The organism is Embleya sp. NPDC005971 (genome assembly GCF_040629175.1).
Lineage (GTDB): Bacteria > Actinomycetota > Actinomycetes > Streptomycetales > Streptomycetaceae > Embleya.
Genome location: NZ_JBEXUX010000120.1, coordinates 1 through 16887, shown reverse-complemented (window position 1 = coordinate 16887; position 16887 = coordinate 1). Strand labels below are relative to the sequence as shown.

At 71.6% G+C, this 16887-nt stretch carries 12 protein-coding genes; 4 read left to right on the top strand and 8 right to left on the bottom strand.

Features of this window, described 5'->3' with window-relative positions; all coding sequences use genetic code 11:
* Window positions 1-100 precede the first annotated feature (100 nt).
* Together ABZ374_RS46745 and ABZ374_RS46740 are read right to left on the bottom strand one after the other, a co-directional pair.
* Window positions 101-1372 (bottom strand): aminotransferase class I/II-fold pyridoxal phosphate-dependent enzyme, encoded by a 1272-nt coding sequence (locus tag ABZ374_RS46745; RefSeq protein ID WP_360324465.1) that lies wholly within the window; start codon window positions 1370-1372, stop codon window positions 101-103.
* A 154-nt stretch (window positions 1373-1526) separates the two neighbouring features.
* Window positions 1527-1997 carry a hypothetical protein gene (locus tag ABZ374_RS46740; RefSeq protein WP_360324463.1) on the bottom strand — a complete coding sequence of 157 codons (471 nt, stop codon included), beginning with the start codon at window positions 1995-1997 and terminating at the stop codon, window positions 1527-1529.
* 215 nt (window positions 1998-2212) lie between these two features.
* Here ABZ374_RS46740 and corA point away from each other — a divergent pair, with 215 nt between their 5' ends.
* Window positions 2213-3289 carry a magnesium/cobalt transporter CorA gene (gene corA, locus ABZ374_RS46735; RefSeq protein ID WP_360324461.1) on the top strand — a complete coding sequence of 359 codons (1077 nt, stop codon included), beginning with the start codon at window positions 2213-2215 and terminating at the stop codon, window positions 3287-3289.
* Window positions 3290-3386: 97 nt separating this feature from the next.
* On the opposite strand, the gene ABZ374_RS46730 is transcribed toward corA, so the two are convergent.
* The 5 genes from ABZ374_RS46730 to ABZ374_RS46710 form a co-directional block, all read right to left on the bottom strand.
* Entirely contained in the window at window positions 3387-4295 is a 909-nt protein-coding gene (locus ABZ374_RS46730; RefSeq protein WP_360324459.1) for an ATP-binding cassette domain-containing protein, read from the bottom strand.
* Complete coding sequence (locus ABZ374_RS46725; RefSeq protein WP_360324457.1) at window positions 4283-6286, bottom strand: dipeptide/oligopeptide/nickel ABC transporter permease/ATP-binding protein; 2004 nt, start codon at window positions 6284-6286, stop codon at window positions 4283-4285. Before ABZ374_RS46725 ends, ABZ374_RS46730 begins: the two co-directional genes overlap by 13 nt.
* Window positions 6283-7221, bottom strand: a complete 939-nt coding sequence (locus tag ABZ374_RS46720; RefSeq protein WP_360324455.1) for an ABC transporter permease — start codon at window positions 7219-7221, stop codon at window positions 6283-6285. Before ABZ374_RS46720 ends, ABZ374_RS46725 begins: the two co-directional genes overlap by 4 nt.
* A gap of 8 nt (window positions 7222-7229) precedes the next feature.
* On the bottom strand, window positions 7230-8756 hold the full coding sequence (locus ABZ374_RS46715; RefSeq protein ID WP_360324453.1) for an ABC transporter substrate-binding protein: 1527 nt from the start codon (window positions 8754-8756) through the stop codon (window positions 7230-7232).
* A 313-nt stretch (window positions 8757-9069) separates the two neighbouring features.
* A complete protein-coding gene (locus ABZ374_RS46710) occupies window positions 9070-10413 on the bottom strand; it encodes a DUF3089 domain-containing protein (protein WP_360324451.1) in 1344 nt (447 codons plus the stop codon).
* Window positions 10414-10497: 84 nt separating this feature from the next.
* Here ABZ374_RS46710 and ABZ374_RS46705 point away from each other — a divergent pair, with 84 nt between their 5' ends.
* Window positions 10498-11187 (top strand): TetR/AcrR family transcriptional regulator, encoded by a 690-nt coding sequence (locus ABZ374_RS46705; protein WP_360324449.1) that lies wholly within the window; start codon window positions 10498-10500, stop codon window positions 11185-11187.
* Window positions 11184-13601 (top strand): family 1 glycosylhydrolase, encoded by a 2418-nt coding sequence (locus tag ABZ374_RS46700; protein WP_360324447.1) that lies wholly within the window; start codon window positions 11184-11186, stop codon window positions 13599-13601. The genes ABZ374_RS46705 and ABZ374_RS46700 overlap by 4 nt, the downstream gene beginning before the upstream one ends.
* 143 nt (window positions 13602-13744) lie before the next feature.
* Here the strand turns inward: ABZ374_RS46700 and ABZ374_RS46695 are convergent, their stop codons facing one another.
* On the bottom strand, window positions 13745-15700 hold the full coding sequence (locus ABZ374_RS46695) for a glycosyl hydrolase (protein ID WP_360324445.1): 1956 nt from the start codon (window positions 15698-15700) through the stop codon (window positions 13745-13747).
* 300 nt (window positions 15701-16000) lie between these two features.
* Here ABZ374_RS46695 and ABZ374_RS46690 point away from each other — a divergent pair, with 300 nt between their 5' ends.
* Window positions 16001-16597, top strand: coding sequence for a dihydrofolate reductase family protein (locus ABZ374_RS46690; RefSeq protein ID WP_360324443.1), 597 nt, complete (start codon window positions 16001-16003; stop codon window positions 16595-16597).
* Window positions 16598-16887: the final 290 nt, after the last annotated feature.

Sequence of the window (16887 nt, the reverse complement as noted above, 5' to 3'; positions counted from 1 at the left end):
CCAGACGCGCGGGCGTCTGGGAATCGGGCTGTCGGGCCGTGTGGTAGCGGTCGAGGTTGCCCACCCGACCGGGTGGGCACGACGGGGTCGTCGGCCTTGCTCAGGCCGCAGCGGCCTCGGCGGCGGCCAGCTTCACGCACACGGCCACGGCCCGCATCGCCCGGCGGACCTCGTCGACCGTGGGGTAGCTGGGCGCGAGCCGGATCTGGTGGTCGCGCGGGTCGTTCCCGCCCGGGAAGGCGGCGCCCGCCGGGGTCAGCGCGACGCCGACCTCCTTGGCCAGCCGCACCACCTCGGCGGCACAACCGTCCGGAACCAGCAGGCTGACGAAGTAGCCGCCCTCGGGCCGGGTCCAGGAGGCGATCCCGAGCGGGCCCAGCTCACGCTCCAGCGCCTCGTACACCGCCTCGAAGCGCGGCGCGAGCAGCTCTCGGTGCAGCTCCATGTGCGCCACCACGCCTGCGGTGTCGCCGAAGAAACGCACGTGCCGGAGCTGGTTGATCTTGTCCGGGCCGATCGTCTGCTTGGCCAGCAGGCCGGTCAGCCAGGCCACGTTGGCCGGGGAGGCACCGAAGAAGGCGACGCCGGCGCCGGCGTGGCTGATCTTCGAGGTCGAGCCGAAGACGAACGCCCGGTCCGGGTTGCCCGCCTCGGCGCACGCGTCCAGCACGGACAGCAGCTCGACCGGGGTGTCGGTCAGGTGGTGCACGGCGTAGGCGTTGTCCCAGAACAGCCGGAAGTCCGGCGCCGCCGTCGGCATCGCGGCCAGCCGGCGCACCGTCTCGTCGCTGTAGCTCTCCCCGGTGGGGTTGCTGTACTTGGGCACGCACCACATGCCCTTGATCCTCGGGTCGGCGGCGACCAGCGCCTCCACCTGCTCCAGATCCGGGCCCGCACCGGTGAGCGGGACCGGGATCATGCCGATGCCGAACCGCTCCAGCACGCCGAAGTGCCGGTCGTAGCCGGGCACCGGGCACAGGAACAGCACCTCGGGCTCGTCCACCCAGCGCCGCTCGGCACCGGGCACCTTGGACAACAACGCGTTGGCGATCACGTCGTGCATCAGCGTGAGGCTCGCGTTGCCCAGGGCCAGGAGCTGCGCGGCGGGCACCTGGAGCAGCTCGGCGAAGATCGCGCGCAGCTCGGGCAGGCCGTTCAGTCCGCCGTAGTTGCGGCAGTCGGTGCCGTCGGCGGCCTTGAAGTCCGCTTCGCCGGGCAACGTGAGCAGGCCGTTGGCCAGGTCGAGCTGCTGTGGCGAGGGCTTGCCTCGGGTGAGGTCGAGACGGAGACCCTCCGCCGCCAGGGCGGCGTATTCCTCCCGAACGGCCACGAGGTCGATTTCCGGAATGGGCACGGTGGTGCTGAGCGGCACGGAATCCCCAAAATAGGCGGAGGCCGCAGACACTTGCGGCAGGGCCAATCTAGCAACACGCCCGGGGTGGATCGGCGCCGACGGCCGATCCTCGGGGCCCACCGGCCCGTCCGGACACGGGTGGGCGAACCCGCCCGGGCGGCCGACGAGCAAATCAGGCTTTCAGCCGGTCGGGAAACGACGCCTGCGTGAAGCGCAGCTCGACGTGTGCCCGACGGCCGTTGATCAGACTGTGCGTGTCCAGGAGGAGCGTCGACGCGTCCGGACTCAGCGTGCCCGAGTACAGCACGGTGCCGGACCGGCTGGTCGCGGCGAACGAGATCGACGTCCCGTCCAGCTCGTAGGTGCCCTGGCTGCATCCGGTGTGTTCGGGGCCGAACCAGCGGGCGATCTGCTCGACGGCACCGACGAGCGAGGTGACGGTGGAGACCAGGTCGGGGGCGGTGAACCGGATGTACGCACAAAAGCCCGGTTCCTTCCTGGCCCTGCGCTCCTTCCCGGCGACATCGTCCGGCTCGACGGCCACGTACAGCCCGTCGAAGCGCGGGTGCGGTCCGGCGGTCGCGGACGGCGCAGGCTGCCGGCCCTCCGCTGCGAATTCGGGGAACTCGCCTGGGGTACGCACCGGTTGCCTCCTCGCTCGACGTCGGGTTCGGGGACCCGACGTACGGAAGGCACCGAGGGTAGGCGACACCACCGACGACGGGCCCGGTCGGCCTGGGCGCGGCACCGACGGATGCGGCCCGGCGCCGAAGCGAGGCCGGATTCGCCGGCGCCCGCACCGCAGGCGCCCTGGCCGCCTACCATCGGCGGGGACACCCTCGATTCGGGAGTAGGACGATGAGTTCGTGGCGCACGCCCAGGCGGTTCCGGCACGGCTCCGGCGCGGCACCCACGCCCGGGTCGGGGGCTGCGCGCGCTCCCGTGGTGGTGGACTGCGCGCTCTACGACAAGGGTGTGCGGCGCCCCGGCGAGGTGGCGCTGAGTGACGCGCTGGATGCGGCCGAGGCGGGCGAGGACACCTTCGTGTGGATCGGGTTGTACGCCCCGCTCGCCGAGGACCTGGCCGGCGTCGCCGACGCGTTCGACCTGCATCCGTTGGCCGTGGAGGACGCGGTCGAGGCCCATCAGCGGCCCAAACTGGAGTACTACGACGACACCCTGTTCCTGGTCCTGAAGACCATCGTCTACGTGGAGCACGACGCGCTGACCGCGACCAGCGAGGTGGTCGACACCGGCGAGATCATGATCTTCGCCGGGGAGAAGTTCGTCGTGGTGGTCCGGCACGGCAGTGCGCCGCCGCTGGTCGAGCTGCGTCAGTCGCTGGAGGCCGACCCGGCGATGCTCGCGCACGGGCCGGCCTCGGTCGTGCACGCGATCACCGACCGGGTCGTCGACGACTACCTGCGGGTGGCGGACAAGGTCGAGGACGACTTCGAGCGGCTGGAGGTCGACGTGTTCTCGCCTCGGCCCAGCAACGACGCGGAGCGCATCTACCAGCTCAAGCGCGAGCTGATCGAGTTCAAGCGGGCGGTCCTGCCGCTGGCCCGGCCGTTGGAGCGGCTCTCCGCCGTCGCGCTGCCCGGCGTCGGCACCGGCTTCGACGCGTACCTGCGCGACGTCGCCGACCACCTGGCCCTGGTCCGCGAGCGGCTGGCCGCGTTCGACGAACTGCTGGACGGCATCCTGTCCGCCAGCCTGGCCGGGGTGACCGTCCGGCAGAACACCGACATGCGCAAGATCGCCGCCATCGCGGCGATCCTGGCCGTCCCGACGTTGATCGTCGGCATCTACGGCATGAACTTCGAGCACATGCCCGAACTGAAGTGGACGTACGGGTATCCGACCGTGCTGACGGTGATGGTCACCGCGTGTGTACTGATGTTCCGGGCGTTCCGACGCAACGAGTGGCTGTGACGCCGAAGGGCCCGTAGTGCCGGCGGGTCGGTTCAGCGTCGTGTGGCGGTCCTGCGCGGCGAGTGACCGCCTCGGGTACTCCCCCGCCGCGCCGACGTCACCGCGTGGCCTCGTCCTGCACCAGTCGATGCCGGGCCGCTCGCCGCGCGGCCTGGCGGTCCGGGTCGGGCACCGGTGCGGCGAGCAGGAGGTTGCGGGTGTACGGGTGGGTGGGCTCGGTGGTGATCCGGCGGGCGGTGTCGCACTCGACGATCGTGCCGCGTGACATCACCGCCACCCGATCGCTCACGTGACCCACCACCGACAGGTCGTGTGCGATGAACAGGTATGCCACGCCGGTCCGTTGCTGGAGTTCGACCAGCAGGTTGAGCACCTGGGCCCGGGTGGACAGATCGAGCGCGCTGACCGGTTCGTCGCAGATGATCAGGCGCGGCCCGGGGGCCAACGCCCGGGCGATCGCGACCCGTTGACGCTGTCCGCCGGACAATTCCCGGGCCGGCCGGTCGGCGGTGTCACCGGGCAGGCCGACAGCGTCCAGGAGTTCGCCGATCCGGGCCCGGGCGGCGACTCGGTTGTGCGACCGGTCGGCCGTGAGCGGTTCGGTGAGGATGTCGCCGATGGTCATCGACGGATTCAGCGAACCGTACGGATCCTGGAACACCACCTGGATCTCCCGGCTCAGCGCGCGTCGCGCCCGCCGAGTCAGGCCGTCGATCCGGTTCCCGGCGAAGCCGATCGTGCCGGACGCGATCGGGACCAGACCGAGCACGGCACGCCCCAGGGTGGTCTTGCCCGAGCCGGATTCGCCGACCAGGCCCACCGTTTCGTGCGGATGCACGTCGAGGTCGATACCGTGCAGGACCCGCAGCGCGGGCTTGCGCCGACGGGGGGCGCGGTACTCGACGACCAGGTTCCGCACGCTGAGCAGCGGACCGGGCTCGGGACCGGGCTCGGTGCCGGTGCCGCTCGCCGCCTGCGGATCGGCGTGCCGTTTCAGCGCATCCATGCGATCACCTCGTTCCCCACCCGGGCGCAGCGCACCGCACCCGCGCCGTGGCCGGTCGGTTCCGGGTGTCCGGCGCATTCGGGTGCGGCGTACGCGCAGCGCGGGGCGAAGCGGCAACCGGTGGGCCGTTCCCGGACCGAGGGCACCCGGTCCGGGATGGTGCGCAGCGGGCCCCGCTCGCCGGCGCCGCCCTCGGCGGGCGGGATGGCGGCCAGCAGTGCGGCCGTGTACGGATGCGCCGGTCGGGCGAACAGGTCGGCCGCGAGCGCGGTTTCCACGATCTCGCCCGCGTACATCACCGCGACCCGGTCGCACAGATCGGCGACCACACCCAGGTCGTGGGTCACCAGCACCATGCCCATGTCGTGCTCGCGTCGGAGCGAGCGCAGCAGGTCGAGGATCTCGGCCTGGACGGTGACGTCCAGTGCGGTGGTCGGCTCGTCCGCGATCAGCAGGTCGGGCTCGCCGGCGACGGCGCCCGCGATCAGCACCCGCTGGGCCATGCCGCCGGAGATCTGGTGCGGGTAGGCGTCGAAGACCCGGGGCGGGTCGGTGATGCCCACCCGGTCCAGGAGTTCCAGGGCACGTTTGCGGGCCGCGTCGCGGGAGAGCCCGAGGTGGGTGCGCAGCGGTTCGGTGAGTTGACTGCCGATCCGAAAGCTCGGGTCGAGGTTGGACATCGGGTCCTGCGGGATGTAGCCGATCCGGCGCCCGCGCAGGGCGTTCAGGCCGCGCTCGGACAGCGTGGCGAGGTCCTGTCCGTCGAACTCGACCCGGCCGGTGATCGTGCCGCCGGCGGGCAACAGGCGCAGCACGGCCAGCGCGGTCTGTGTCTTGCCGCAGCCCGACTCACCCACCAGGCCCAGGATCTCGCCGCGCCCCACGTGCAGCGACACCGCGTCCACGACTGCGGCCTCGCCCTCGGGGGTGGGGTAGCCGACCCTGAGGCCGTCGACCGCGAGCAGCACGTCGGTACCGACGGTGCTCGGCCCGCCCACCGCCGCCGGTTCGCGCGCGGGTCGCCCGATCGTCGGTCGGCGGCGTACCGGTCCGGCCGTGTCGCCGACGAAGGCGTCGCGAAGTCCCGCGCCCAGCAGGGTCACCGCGAGCACGGTCAGGGTGATCGCCGCGCCGGGCCACACCGACAGCAGCGCCGCGTCGTAGACGTGGGTGGAGGCGTCGCCGAGCATCGATCCCCAGCTCGCCCGGTCGGGTTCGCCCAGGCCGAGGAAGGCGATGCCGGATTCGATGATCATCGCGACGCCGAAGATCAGCGACGCCTGGGTGATGATCGGGACCCGCACCACCCGCAGGACGTGTCGGCGCATGATCCGTACGTCCGACAGTCCGGCCACCCTGGCGGCGTCCACGTACGGTTCGCCGCGCACCCGCCGCACCTCGCCGCGTACCAGGCGGAAGACCGGGGCGGCGGTGAGCACACCGAGCACCACCATCGACACGACGAGGCCGGGGCCGTGCACCGCGACCACGGCCAGCAGCACCACGATGCCGGGCATCGCGAGGAACACGTCCGCGATCCAACCGACCACCGTGTCCCACCAGCCGCCGACGTAACCGGCGGCGAGTCCGGTGGGCACGCCGATCAGCAGTGCCACGCACGTGGTGATCGAGCCGGCCAGCAGGCTGGTCCGGCTGCCGTACAACAACCGGCTGAGCACGTCGCGGCCGGAACCGTCGCCGCCCAGCGGGTGATCGCCGGACGGGTCGGCCAGCACCGCGTCCAACGCGGCGCTGTTGGGCCCGTGTTCGGCGATCAGGCCGGCACAGGCACCGGTCACCACGACGAGCAGCAGGACCACGGCGGCGGCGAGGGCGATCGGGTCGCGCAGGAAGCGGGCCAGCGGGCCGCGCCGGCGCGGTGCGGTCGGCGGGGCGGGCGAGGCGGATCGGGCCGGTCCCGGAGTGGGGTCGGCGGAGGCGGGCGCAAGGACGGCGGCCGGGGCGGGCGAGCAGGCCGGGTTGTCGTTCATCGCATGCCGACTTTCGGATCGAGCGCGCCGGTCGCCAGGTCGACGGCCAGGTTGACGGTGACCACGACGCAGACGCTGACCAGGACGACCCCCTGCACGGTGGGCACGTCCGATTGGGAAGTCGCGCCGATCGCCAACGAGCCCAGGCCGGGCAGCGCGAAGATCTGTTCGATCACGAGGGCGCCGCCGAGCAGGCCGATGAACTGCAGGCCGACCACGGTCAGCGCGGGCGGGGTGGCGTTGCGCAGGACGTGTACGAACAACACGCGTCGCGCGGGCAGGCCGCGGCTGCGCAGGGTGCGGATGTAGTCCCGCTCCAGCACCTCGGCCACCGCGTTGCGGGTCTGCTGGGCGATCGCGGCGACCCCCGCCACCGCGATCGTGGCCACCGGGAGCACGAGGGAGCGGGCCCAGTCGACGGGCGACTCGGCGAGCGGCACATAGCCGGTCGCGGGCAGCACCTCCAAGCGGACCGCGAACACGGTGACCAGCAGGATGCCCACCCACAGACCGGGCACCGCGAAGCCGGCCACCGCCAGCACGTGCACCGAACGGTCCACCGCACCGCGCCGGATGGCGGCGATCAGCCCGAGGGCGATCCCCAGCACCGCGCAGACCAGCGTCGCGGTCAGCGTGAGCGACAACGTCACCGGGAGCTTGGTGCCGATCGAGTCGCTCACCCGGAGGCCGGTGGTCCACGAGGTGCCCAGGTCGCCGCGCACGGCGGCGCCCAACCAGTCCAGCCAGCGCAGCACCACCGGGCGATCCAGGCCCAACTCGGCTCGCTTGGCCGCGAGTTGCTCGTCCGTCGCGGAGACGCCGAGGATGCCCTGGCCCGGATCCGGGAGCAGGTCCATCAGGAAGAAGGTCAGTGCGGAGACGACCAGGAGCAGTATGACGGCCGAGGACGACCGACGGGCGATGAAGCCGATCACGGGGCGGCTCAACCGGCGGGCCGGTAGTCGGTCAAGGCCATGAAGGTCTGCCCGGGGCGGTTGCTCAGGCTGACCGACTTGGCCGAGAAGAGCACGTTGTCGCCGCGGAACAGCGGTGCGAACCAGGCTTGTTCGACGACGTGCGTGTTGAGTTGTCGATACAGCGGGCCCTGCGCCTCGTCGGGCGACTTGGCGATCCGGGCGAGCAGGTCGACGATCACCGGGTCGGCCACCTTGAACGGGTTGGTGGGCATCGCCGGGGACAGCAGCGCGTTCGCGTCGATCCAGTTCTGCGACGTGCCCCAGACGTACATGAATGCCGGGAACCGGCCGCTGAAGTACTGTTGGGAGAGCTGGTTGGTGCTGACCGGGGTGTACTCCACCTTGATGCCGACCTGGTTCAGTTGTTCGGCGAGCACCGGATACAGCGCCGGGACGAACGCGTTCTCGCTGGGCAGGACGAGCTTGAAGCCGTCGGCGAGACCGGCCTCGGCGAGCAACTGCTTGGCCCGGGCCGGGTCGTACGGATAGGCGCGGTCCAACTCCGGGTCGTATGCCGGGGATCCGGCGGCGAACATCTGCGTGGTGGGGCTGCCCACGCCGGCCATGATCGCCTTGAGGATGCCGGGGCCGTCGATCGCGTGGTTGATCGCCCGGCGCACCCTGACGTCCTTGAGCTGCGGGGCGACCTTGCCCTCGCGGTCGACCAGCCACATGCCGGTGACCTGGCCGGGCTGGCGGGTGACGGTGAGCCCGGCGCCCTTGGCCGCGTCCATCCGGGCCGGGGCGCCGAGTCCGGCGTCGGCCTGGCCGGTGAGCAGCGCGGTGGTACGGGCGTTGGTGTCCGGGATCGCCTTGATCACGATCTTGTCGAACGGGTACGCGGTGCGGTCCGGGCGGCGCGGGTTGCGGGTGTAGGTGTAGCGGTCGCCGCGGGTGGTGTGTCCGGCGTCCAGGATGTACGGGCCGGTGCCCACCGGTTGGGCGTTCGCGTCGCCGAACGCCTTCGGGCTGAGCATCATCCCGGCGACGAGGCCGAAGTTGTACAGCAGCGAGGGATCCGGTGTCTTCAGGGCGAGTTCGACGACGGTGGGGCCGGCGACGGTGATGCCCGCGACCGCGGCGACCGCGAAGGAGGAGGGTCCGTTGGCGGCGGCGGTGCGTTCCAGGTTCTGCTTGACCACGGTCGCGTCGAAGGGGGTGCCGTCGGAGAAGGTGACACCCTCGCGCAGGGTCATCCGCAGGTTGCGGCGCTCCGGGTCGGTGTAGGTCCACGCGGTGGCCAGGCCGGGGCCGACGCTCTGATCGGGGTTGACCGTGGTGAGCGAGTCGTACAGGGGTTGGAGGTAGGCGAGTCCGTTGCCGCCGGCCCCCTTGGCCGGGTCCAGGCTCGTCGCGTCGGCCGCGGCGGCCAGGGTCAGGGTCTTGCCCCCGGCGGACTCGGCGGTGTTCGAGCCGCCGCAACCGGCGACAGCGGCCACGACGAGTCCGGCGGTGGCGAGGGCCGCTACGCGGCGGCGTCCCAGGATGGTCATGACAGGTCCTTAGTCGAATTCGCGGGACGAATTCGGTAATCGAATTCACCGGTCCGCGAGGTCGGCCGAAATGGCGGTCGCCGAAGCGGCTCCGCTCTTTCGGCCGACTTTTGCGGCATGCTCGAATCACCCGCTCGCGCGGCCCGAGGCGGGACTCGCACGGCGGTGGGTGGTGCGCTGATGCGGTGGTGCTCTCGGCGCGGCCCCGGGGCCGGCCGGTGCCGGTCGGGTCAGCCGGAGCGGTCGGTCGGGTCGGCCGCATATCGGCCGCTTATCGGTCGGGCCGGCCGGCGCTGCGCGGCGGTATCCGGCGTCAGCCGGGATGCGCCGCCCGCCACGTACTCGCCTGCGCACTGATCAGCGTGGACAGATTGCCCTGGGCGACGTTGAAGTCGACCGTGTGGGTGCCCAGCACGGCGGACAACCCGGCCTGCGGGAACAGTCCGGCACCGCCCTTGACGTCGAGCCAGCTCGCGGTGCCGGTCGCGTCCTGGGTGAACGCGCAGCGTGCGCTCACGGTTTCCGCGTATCGGGTGTATCCGGACGGGTCGTCGGCCAGTTCGTACGCGGTCAGCAGATGACCGAGGTGGCCGCGTGGGTTGAGCCAATTGCCGCTCACCAGCCGCCTGGTCGGCAGGTACATGTCCAGCGGCGCCGCACCGTCGGCGGGTGCGCCGCGCAGCAACGCGGCCGGGTTCACGCAGGCGATCCGGTGGCCCGGAACCGTGGTGCGGCCGAAGGCGGATCCGGCGGGCAGCTGTTCGCCGTCGGGCAGCGCGTAGCCGTTGTAGGCCACCACGCACCCGGTCGGGATCGGTGCCTGGGGTCCCGCCCGCTCGCAGGTCGGGATGCGTTGGAAGGTGGACGCCGGATCGTTGCCGCCGCCCTGGGTGCCGCCGATCGGCACCTGGATGTAGCCGCCGAGCAGCACCGCCGACACCAACCGGTCCTGCACGGCCGGGTTGCCGTCGATCTCCTGCTGCATCATCCGGGTCAGCACGCCGGTGCCCTGCGAGTGGCCCAGGATCACCACGCCGCGCCGCTGGTGGGTGACCGGGTCGGTGTTGTGGTTGTCCCAGTAGTCGCGCCAGGCGTCACGCACGTCCCTCGATCCGGTCTCGGCGTCCGGCGGGATGCCCAGGCCGCCCACGAGCAACTCGGACAAGGACGCCTGCCGGTACACCGGGGCGAACACCCGGCACGTGTCGGTGAAGCGCCCGAGTTGCATCAGGGTGCCCGCGAGTTCGCTGTTCGAGGGGATCGGCGGCAGCGAGCCCAGGCGCAGCAGCGGGTTGGGCAGCAGGTCGATGGTGGGGTACGCGTAGAAGCAGTCGACCTGCGGGTTGTTCGGGCCCGCGAAGGGCTCGGGGGTGCGCGAGCCGTCGGGGTGCACGGCGGTCGCGTCGAGGGTGGTGGTCGCTCCGTTGAAGTAGCGCGCGGTGAACGCGCCGCCGGGTCCGGGGGTTTGCGGATTGCCGGCGAGGTCCTGGTTGCAGGGGTTGGTGGGCAGGCCGGGTCGACACAGCCAGACCGTCTCGGCCAGGGGGCTGGTCAGGCTCTTGCCGTCCGCCTGTCCACCCCCGGCGGAGGCGGTCGGTGCGACGGTCAGGGTCAGGGTCAGCGCGGCCAACGCGAGGACGAGTCTCGATCTGCTCATGGCGTGAGCTCCGATCCAGGATGTCGTGGACTTTCGACGCACAGGAACTTACTAACAACTAAGTTAATAATCTAGAGTGGCGCTGTGACTGAGAATTCGGATGTACGCAAGCCCCTCGTCGGCCGTGCCCGGGCGGCCAAGGCGGCCACCCCCAAGGGCGCGGAACGGCGCCGGGAGATCGTCGCCGCCGCGTCGGAGTTGTTCGCCCGGACCGGCTTCCGCGGCACCGGCATGACGGAGGTGGCCCAGCGCGTGGGCATCACCGAACCCGGCCTGCTCTACCACTTCGGCAGCAAGCAGGGCCTGTTGCGGGCCGTGGTCGAGCATCGGGACCTGGCCAGCCAGGCGTTCGCTCGGGACATCGCCGACGTCGGCGGGCTGCAGGCGCTGCGCGAGATGCCCGCGTTCGCCCACCGCAACCGCGATCAGCCGGGCCTGGCCAAGCTGTTCGCGGTGCTGCTCGCGGAGAACCTGGATCCGGGCGACCCCGAGCACGACTTCTTCGTCCGCCGCTACCGCGAAATGCGCGCCGTCGTCGCCGGGATGATCCGCGAGGGCCAGCGCAGCGGGGAGATGCGGATGGACGCGGATCCGGAGCTCAAGGCCATCGAGATCCTCGCGGCGCTGGACGGCTTCGCCTCGCAGTGGCTGCTCGACCCGGAGATGGTCGATCTCGTCGTCTGCGTCGAGGAGTACTCGCGAACGCTGATCCGGGACCTGGCCACCGACCCCGAGCCGGTCACCGCCGGCACCTCCGAGGAGATACAGGGATGACGAGACCCGGCGACCGGGACTTCCCGACCGGCTTCCTGTGGGGCGCCTCCACCGCCGCGCATCAGGTCGAGGGGGGCCAAAGTGCCAACGACTGGATCGACTGGGAGAACGCCGGGCGTACCGCCGAGGTCAGCGGCCCCGGGATCGCCCAGTGGGAGCGCTGGCCCACCGACATCGCGCTGCTGGCCGAACTCGGGCACAACGCACACCGGTTGTCGATCGAGTGGTCCCGGCTCGCCCCCGCGCTCGGAGTCTGGGACACCGCCGCCTTCGACCACTACGCCCGGGTGCTGGACGCGCTGGGCGAGCACGGCCTCACCGCGTTCGTCACGCTGCACCACTTCACCCTGCCCCGCTGGTTCGCCGCACGCGGCGGCTGGCTCGCGGCCGACGCCGCCGAGGTATTCGGCGCCTTCGCCGCGGAGACCGGCCGCCGCCTGGGCGATCGCATCCCGTTCGCGTGCACCGTCAACGAGCCGCAGATCGTCGCGTTCAACGGCTATCTCAAGGGCAACCACCCGCCCGGGCACCGCGATCGCACGGAGTGCGTCGCCGTCAACGACACGCTGATGCGCGCCCACGACGCCGCCGTGGCCGCACTGCGCGCGACCGCTCCCGACACCCGGGCCGGCGTCTGTCTGCAACTGCCGTTCATCCAACCGGCCGACCCGGACAGCCTCCGGGACGCCGAACTCGCCGACTGGTTCCGGGACGTGCTGATCCGGCGACACCTGGAACACCTGCGCTACACCGCCGATCCCGGCGACTGGGTCGGCGTCCAGTACTACACCCGGGCCCGAGCGGACGCAGCCGCCGACACCGAACTCGGCAACGCGCCGCCCGGCACGCCCAGCACGCAGATGGGGTGGGAGGTCTACCCGGGCGGTCTCACCGAGATGTTGCGCCAGGCCGGCCAGGTCACCGGACTACCGATCTACGTCACCGAGAACGGCATCGCCACGGCGGACGACACCGAACGGGTGGCCTACCTGGACAGCCACCTGCGGGCGATCCGGGCGGCCCGCGCCGACGGCGTCGACGTACGCGGCTATCTGCACTGGTCCGCGTTCGACAACTTCGAGTGGACGCACGGCTATCGGCCCCGGTTCGGCCTGATCGGCATCGACCGCGACGACGACCTGCGGCGGATCGTGCATCCCAGCGCCCGCGCCTACCGGCGGGTGATCAGGACCGGTCGGATCGACGCGCTGCACGAGAGCGACGCCCGGAGCGAAAGCAACGCGCTGCACGAGGACGACGCCCGGCGCGAGAGCGACGTTCTGTGTGCGGGCGACGCCGAGGCCGACCCGCGCACCGACACCGCGAGCGGTGTCCCCGTCAACTCCGGCCCTGCGGCCGGTCAGTCGAAGTCGAAGGAGAAGCCCATGATGATCGACCCGCCGGTGCGCCGGCTCCTGGAGCGCGTCGCGGCCGGGGCCCAACCCGAGTCCGCCGATCTGAACGTGCGGCGCGCGCAGTCGGCCGCCACCATGACGCTGGTGAAGTTCCCGTACGACCCCGACGTGGAGGTCACCGAGCACCGGGTGCCCGTCACCGAAGGCACGATCGCCGTAAGGGTGTTGCGGCCCAGGCAGCCCGAAACGCCGGTCCCGGCCTACTTCTTCCTGCACGGCGGCGGCTGGGTGCTGGGCAACCTGGACACCGCCGAGGCCGAGTGCGGCCCGGTCGCCGCGCTCGTCCCGTGCGCCGTGGTCCACGTCGACTATCGACTCGCTCCCGAACACCCGTTCCCCACCCCGTTGGAGGACTGCCTCGCCGCCTACGCGTGGCTCCTCGAACACGCCGAGGAGTTGGGTATCGACGCGACCCGGGTCGCCATCGGTGGTGCCAGCGCGGGCGGCAACCTCGCGGCGGCGATGTGCCTGGCGCTGCGCGAGCGTGGGCTGCCCCAGCCCAGCCTCCAGGTGCTCGACGCCGCCGCCGTCGACCTGACCCCGATGGCGGAGGAGCCGGTCGTGCCCGGCGCTCCGCGCACGCCGGGCCTGTCCCCCGCCGAATTCAACGTGTTCGCCCGCCACTACCTGGCCGACACCGGCGATGCCAACGACCCGCTCGCCTCGCCGCTGCACGGCGCCGACCTGTCCGGGCTGGCCCCCGCGCTGATCCTGGTCGCCGAATACGACCCGCTGCGCGACCAGGCCGAGGAGTACCTCGCCCGACTGCGCGCGGCCGACGTGCCCGCCGCGGGGCTGCGGGTGCTCGGTCACCTGCACGGGGGCTGGGTCGTCCCGGCCACCGTCACGAACACGCTGATCAACGAGATGCGCGCCGCCGCCCTGCGGCACGCCTTCGCGGGCACCTTGATCGGCCCGCTGCCGCCGGCTCTGCTCGACCGGTTGGCCGAGACGAAGCCGGCGGCGGATGCGGCCGAGAGCGCGAGCACGCCCGCCTGAGCGGACCGCCCACCGCGGACCGCCCGGGACCGGCGCACCGGCGCGTCGGTCCCGGGCTCGGGCGGGCGCTGCGGGATGGCGGTCCGCCGCACCGGCACCGCTCCGGGTGTACCCCTCTCGACGCCCGGTGTTCGGCGCCCGGGTCAGCGCACCGTGACCTCGTCGACGAACACCGAGCCCTGGCTGGGCCCGCCCCGGCGTTCGAACTGCACGCCGATCTCGCGGATGTCCTGGGGCGAGCCGACGCCGGCCAGGTTGAGGGTCAGGGTCGTGGCGCCCGGTCCGACCGGGACCGCGCCCGCGTCGTACCACGTGTTCGACGCCGTGGTCTTGACGTAGAGCTTGGCCGTGCCGCTCCCGCCGGTGGCCCGGACTGTCGCGCCGAGGATGCGACGGCCCGTCAGGTCCAGGTTCGCCCGCCGGTTCAGGTATGCCTCGGGTGCGGCCGGGTCGACCTCGGCACGCAGCGAACGGGCGCCCTCGCTCGCCCAGTCGGCGCTGCTCACCGGCGCGGTCGCGGTCAGGTAGCCGGTCCAGCCGTCCGTTCCGGACTCGAAACCCGACACGACGGCGGGCGGCGCGATCGCGGTGACGTCGTCCACGTACACCGCCGTTCGTCCACTCGCGCCCGGTGCGGAGGCGAACAGCACGCCGATCTCCCGCACATCGTGCAGGTCGGCGACTTTGCTCAGGTCCAGGCGCAGCACGGCGCCGTTCGGGCCGATACGGATCGCGCCGCCGTCGTACCAGGCCGATCCGGCGCCGGTGCGCACGTAGAGCTTGGCGGTCGTACCGGCGGCGTGGTTGCCCCACTCGGCGGTACGCACGGTCGCGGTCAGTGCCCGGTATCCGCTCAGGGCCTGCGGTGCGACGCGGTTGAGGTATGCCTCGGGGGCGGCCAGGTCGATGTCCGCCTTGAGGGATCGGGCGCCCCGGGCGGACCATTCGCTCACCGACCACGGGCCGTCGAGCACCCGATAGCCGCCCCAGCCCTGGGTGTCGGTCTCGAAGTCGGCGAGCGGGACGGGCGTGCCGACCGGCGCGGGGGCGCCCTCGGTGCGTGCCGAGGTCGCGATTTCGCCGCGCACGACGGTCCAGGAGTCGTTCATCAGCCGGCCCGCTCCGGCATTGGCGGTGGGTCGCCATTGGTCGTTCCACGCCATGAAGTAGGCGGTGGCCGGGAATCGGCTGCGAATCGCGTCGATCCACTTCCCATAGTCGAGCGGCACCTCGACGCTGCCCCCGGGTCCGCTGCGCGGGCCGATCTCGGCGAAGGCGAACGGCTTCCCCAGCGCCACCAGTTCGTCGTAGCCCTGGACGGCCGCAGGCTCACGGACGTAGCAGTCGAGGCCGACCACATCGGCATACCCGCCACCGGGGTAGAAGGCCGAGCGGTTGCCGTGGCTGCAGTCCGGCGCGTACACCCACAGCAGGTTGTGCAGGCCCTTGACCTCGGTCAGGTAGCTGTACATGTCCCGCCACACCTCGGCGAAGGTCTGCGGGTTCTGCGCACTCCACCAGAACGAGTCGCCGTTCATCTCGTGCATCGGCCGAAACAGCACCGGCACGCCGGCATCCGCGAGTTCGCGCAGCCCCTCGGCGACCCGGTCCAACTCCGCGTGCCAACGCCGGCCGGTGGCGCTGCCGCGATCGGTGAGCCGGTCGAAGGTGGCCGGCTTGGTGAACAGCCCACCCCAGTCCGGCTGATCGGGATTGGGCAGATGCGCACTGACGGTGACCAGGCCGCCGGCGGCCGACCAGTCCTTCAACGTCGCGTTGCAGGCATGGTCGATCGTGTCGCCGTCGTGCCCGTAGTCGCAGCCCAGCAACCCCGGATACGAGCCGGTCTGCGTCTTCAGCTCCTCCACCTGCCCCAGGGAGAACGTCTTCCCGCTGTACCCGGCGAACTGCCCGGACACCACCCGGTTCTGCGCCCGATTCGGCAGATGCGTCAACCAGTCCCGCACCTCCCGCACCGCCACACTCGCCTGCGGATCGGCGGGCTCCGTCGAATGAGCCCACGCAACGGGCCCCGCCCCGAAGCCCATTGCCAGGCCCATGACCAACACGGCGACCCAGCCCCGCCATCGCAATCCCATACGCTCGCCACCCCCGCGATCAGTGATCTTCACGACGGCACGAAGGGTAACGCCCCGTCACGCTGGTTGGTTGTCCGACCGAAAGGCTGGACACGCGTCCGGGCGCCGGTTACCTTGAGGCCGAGTTAGTCAGTCAACTGACTAAGAGCCGGAGGCGGCACCGTGGGCCCGGAGTTCGTCGAGGGGGCGGCACTGCGGTGGAGTCCGCCGAAGAAAGATCATCCGGGACCGATGAGTCCTGGGCGACCTGCCGGTCTCTATGACCGGCAACCCACCGAGCAAGGAAGCGAGACCGTTCGAATGCGCATTGTGATTGGTGAATTCGTCAGCCTGGATGGCGTCATGCAGGCCCCGGGGGGACCGGACGAGGACACCGACGGCGGGTTCGCCCACGGCGGCTGGACGCACCCGTTCTTCGACCCGGAGGTGATGGGCGGCGCCCTCACCGAATGGGCCGCAGGCACCGACGCCCTGCTCTTCGGGCGCAGCACCTGGCAGGTCATGGCCGCGGCGTGGCCCGACCGGGCCGGCGACCCCTTCTCCGACCACATGAACTCGGTCGCCAAGTACGTCGTCTCCCACACGCTGGGCGAGGACGACCTGACCTGGAACAACACCACCCTCATACCCGGCGATCAGGCCCTGGAGCAGATCCGGAAGCTTCGCGCCACCGACGGCCGGGACCTGGTGGTGATGGGCAGCCTGTCACTCGCCCGGACCCTCCTCGCCGAGGGCCTGGTCGACGAGCTGCGGCTGATGATCATGCCGGTGCTGCTCGGCGGCGGAAAGACGATCTACCCGGACGACGGTGGCCTGCGCACCTTCGAGCTGGCCTCGACCGTGGTCAGCAGCACGGGCGTACACGTGTGCACCTACCGGGCGGTCGACGCCGGGTAGTTCGCACTCCGGACCGCCGGCTCGGCCCCGACGACGTTCGGCGCGCGAGCATCCGGCCACCCGCGGGAGCGGGTCCCCGAGCAGTCCTCGGCGGCCCGCTCCGCTCACGTTTCCGATCGAGGTGCGCCCCGGGCGCAAGCGCGGGTCGATGCACCCGCGAAGCGTCTTCGGTTTTCCCCGAACCAACCTCAGGGCCCGGCTAGGACTTGTCCGGTCGATCATGTGCGGAGCCAGATGACGAGGGCTGCGGCGGTTGCCGTGCCGAGGTAGACGTAGCCGCGTTTGTCGTA

Excerpts from the sequence above, each read along its gene's own strand:
- ABZ374_RS46725 (WP_360324457.1), bottom strand. The coding sequence starts at position 6,286 with ATGAACGACAACCCGGCCTGCTCGCCCGCCCCGGCCGCCGTCCTTGCG.
- ABZ374_RS46715 (WP_360324453.1), bottom strand. The coding sequence starts at position 8,756 with ATGACCATCCTGGGACGCCGCCGCGTAGCGGCCCTCGCCACCGCCGGA.
- ABZ374_RS46695 (WP_360324445.1), bottom strand. The coding sequence starts at position 15,700 with ATGGGATTGCGATGGCGGGGCTGGGTCGCCGTGTTGGTCATGGGCCTG.
- corA (WP_360324461.1), top strand. The coding sequence starts at position 2,213 with ATGAGTTCGTGGCGCACGCCCAGGCGGTTCCGGCACGGCTCCGGCGCG.
- ABZ374_RS46700 (WP_360324447.1), top strand. The coding sequence starts at position 11,184 with ATGACGAGACCCGGCGACCGGGACTTCCCGACCGGCTTCCTGTGGGGC.
- ABZ374_RS46690 (WP_360324443.1), top strand. The coding sequence starts at position 16,001 with ATGCGCATTGTGATTGGTGAATTCGTCAGCCTGGATGGCGTCATGCAG.
- ABZ374_RS46730 (WP_360324459.1), bottom strand. The coding sequence starts at position 4,295 with ATGGATGCGCTGAAACGGCACGCCGATCCGCAGGCGGCGAGCGGCACC.
- ABZ374_RS46710 (WP_360324451.1), bottom strand. The coding sequence starts at position 10,413 with ATGAGCAGATCGAGACTCGTCCTCGCGTTGGCCGCGCTGACCCTGACC.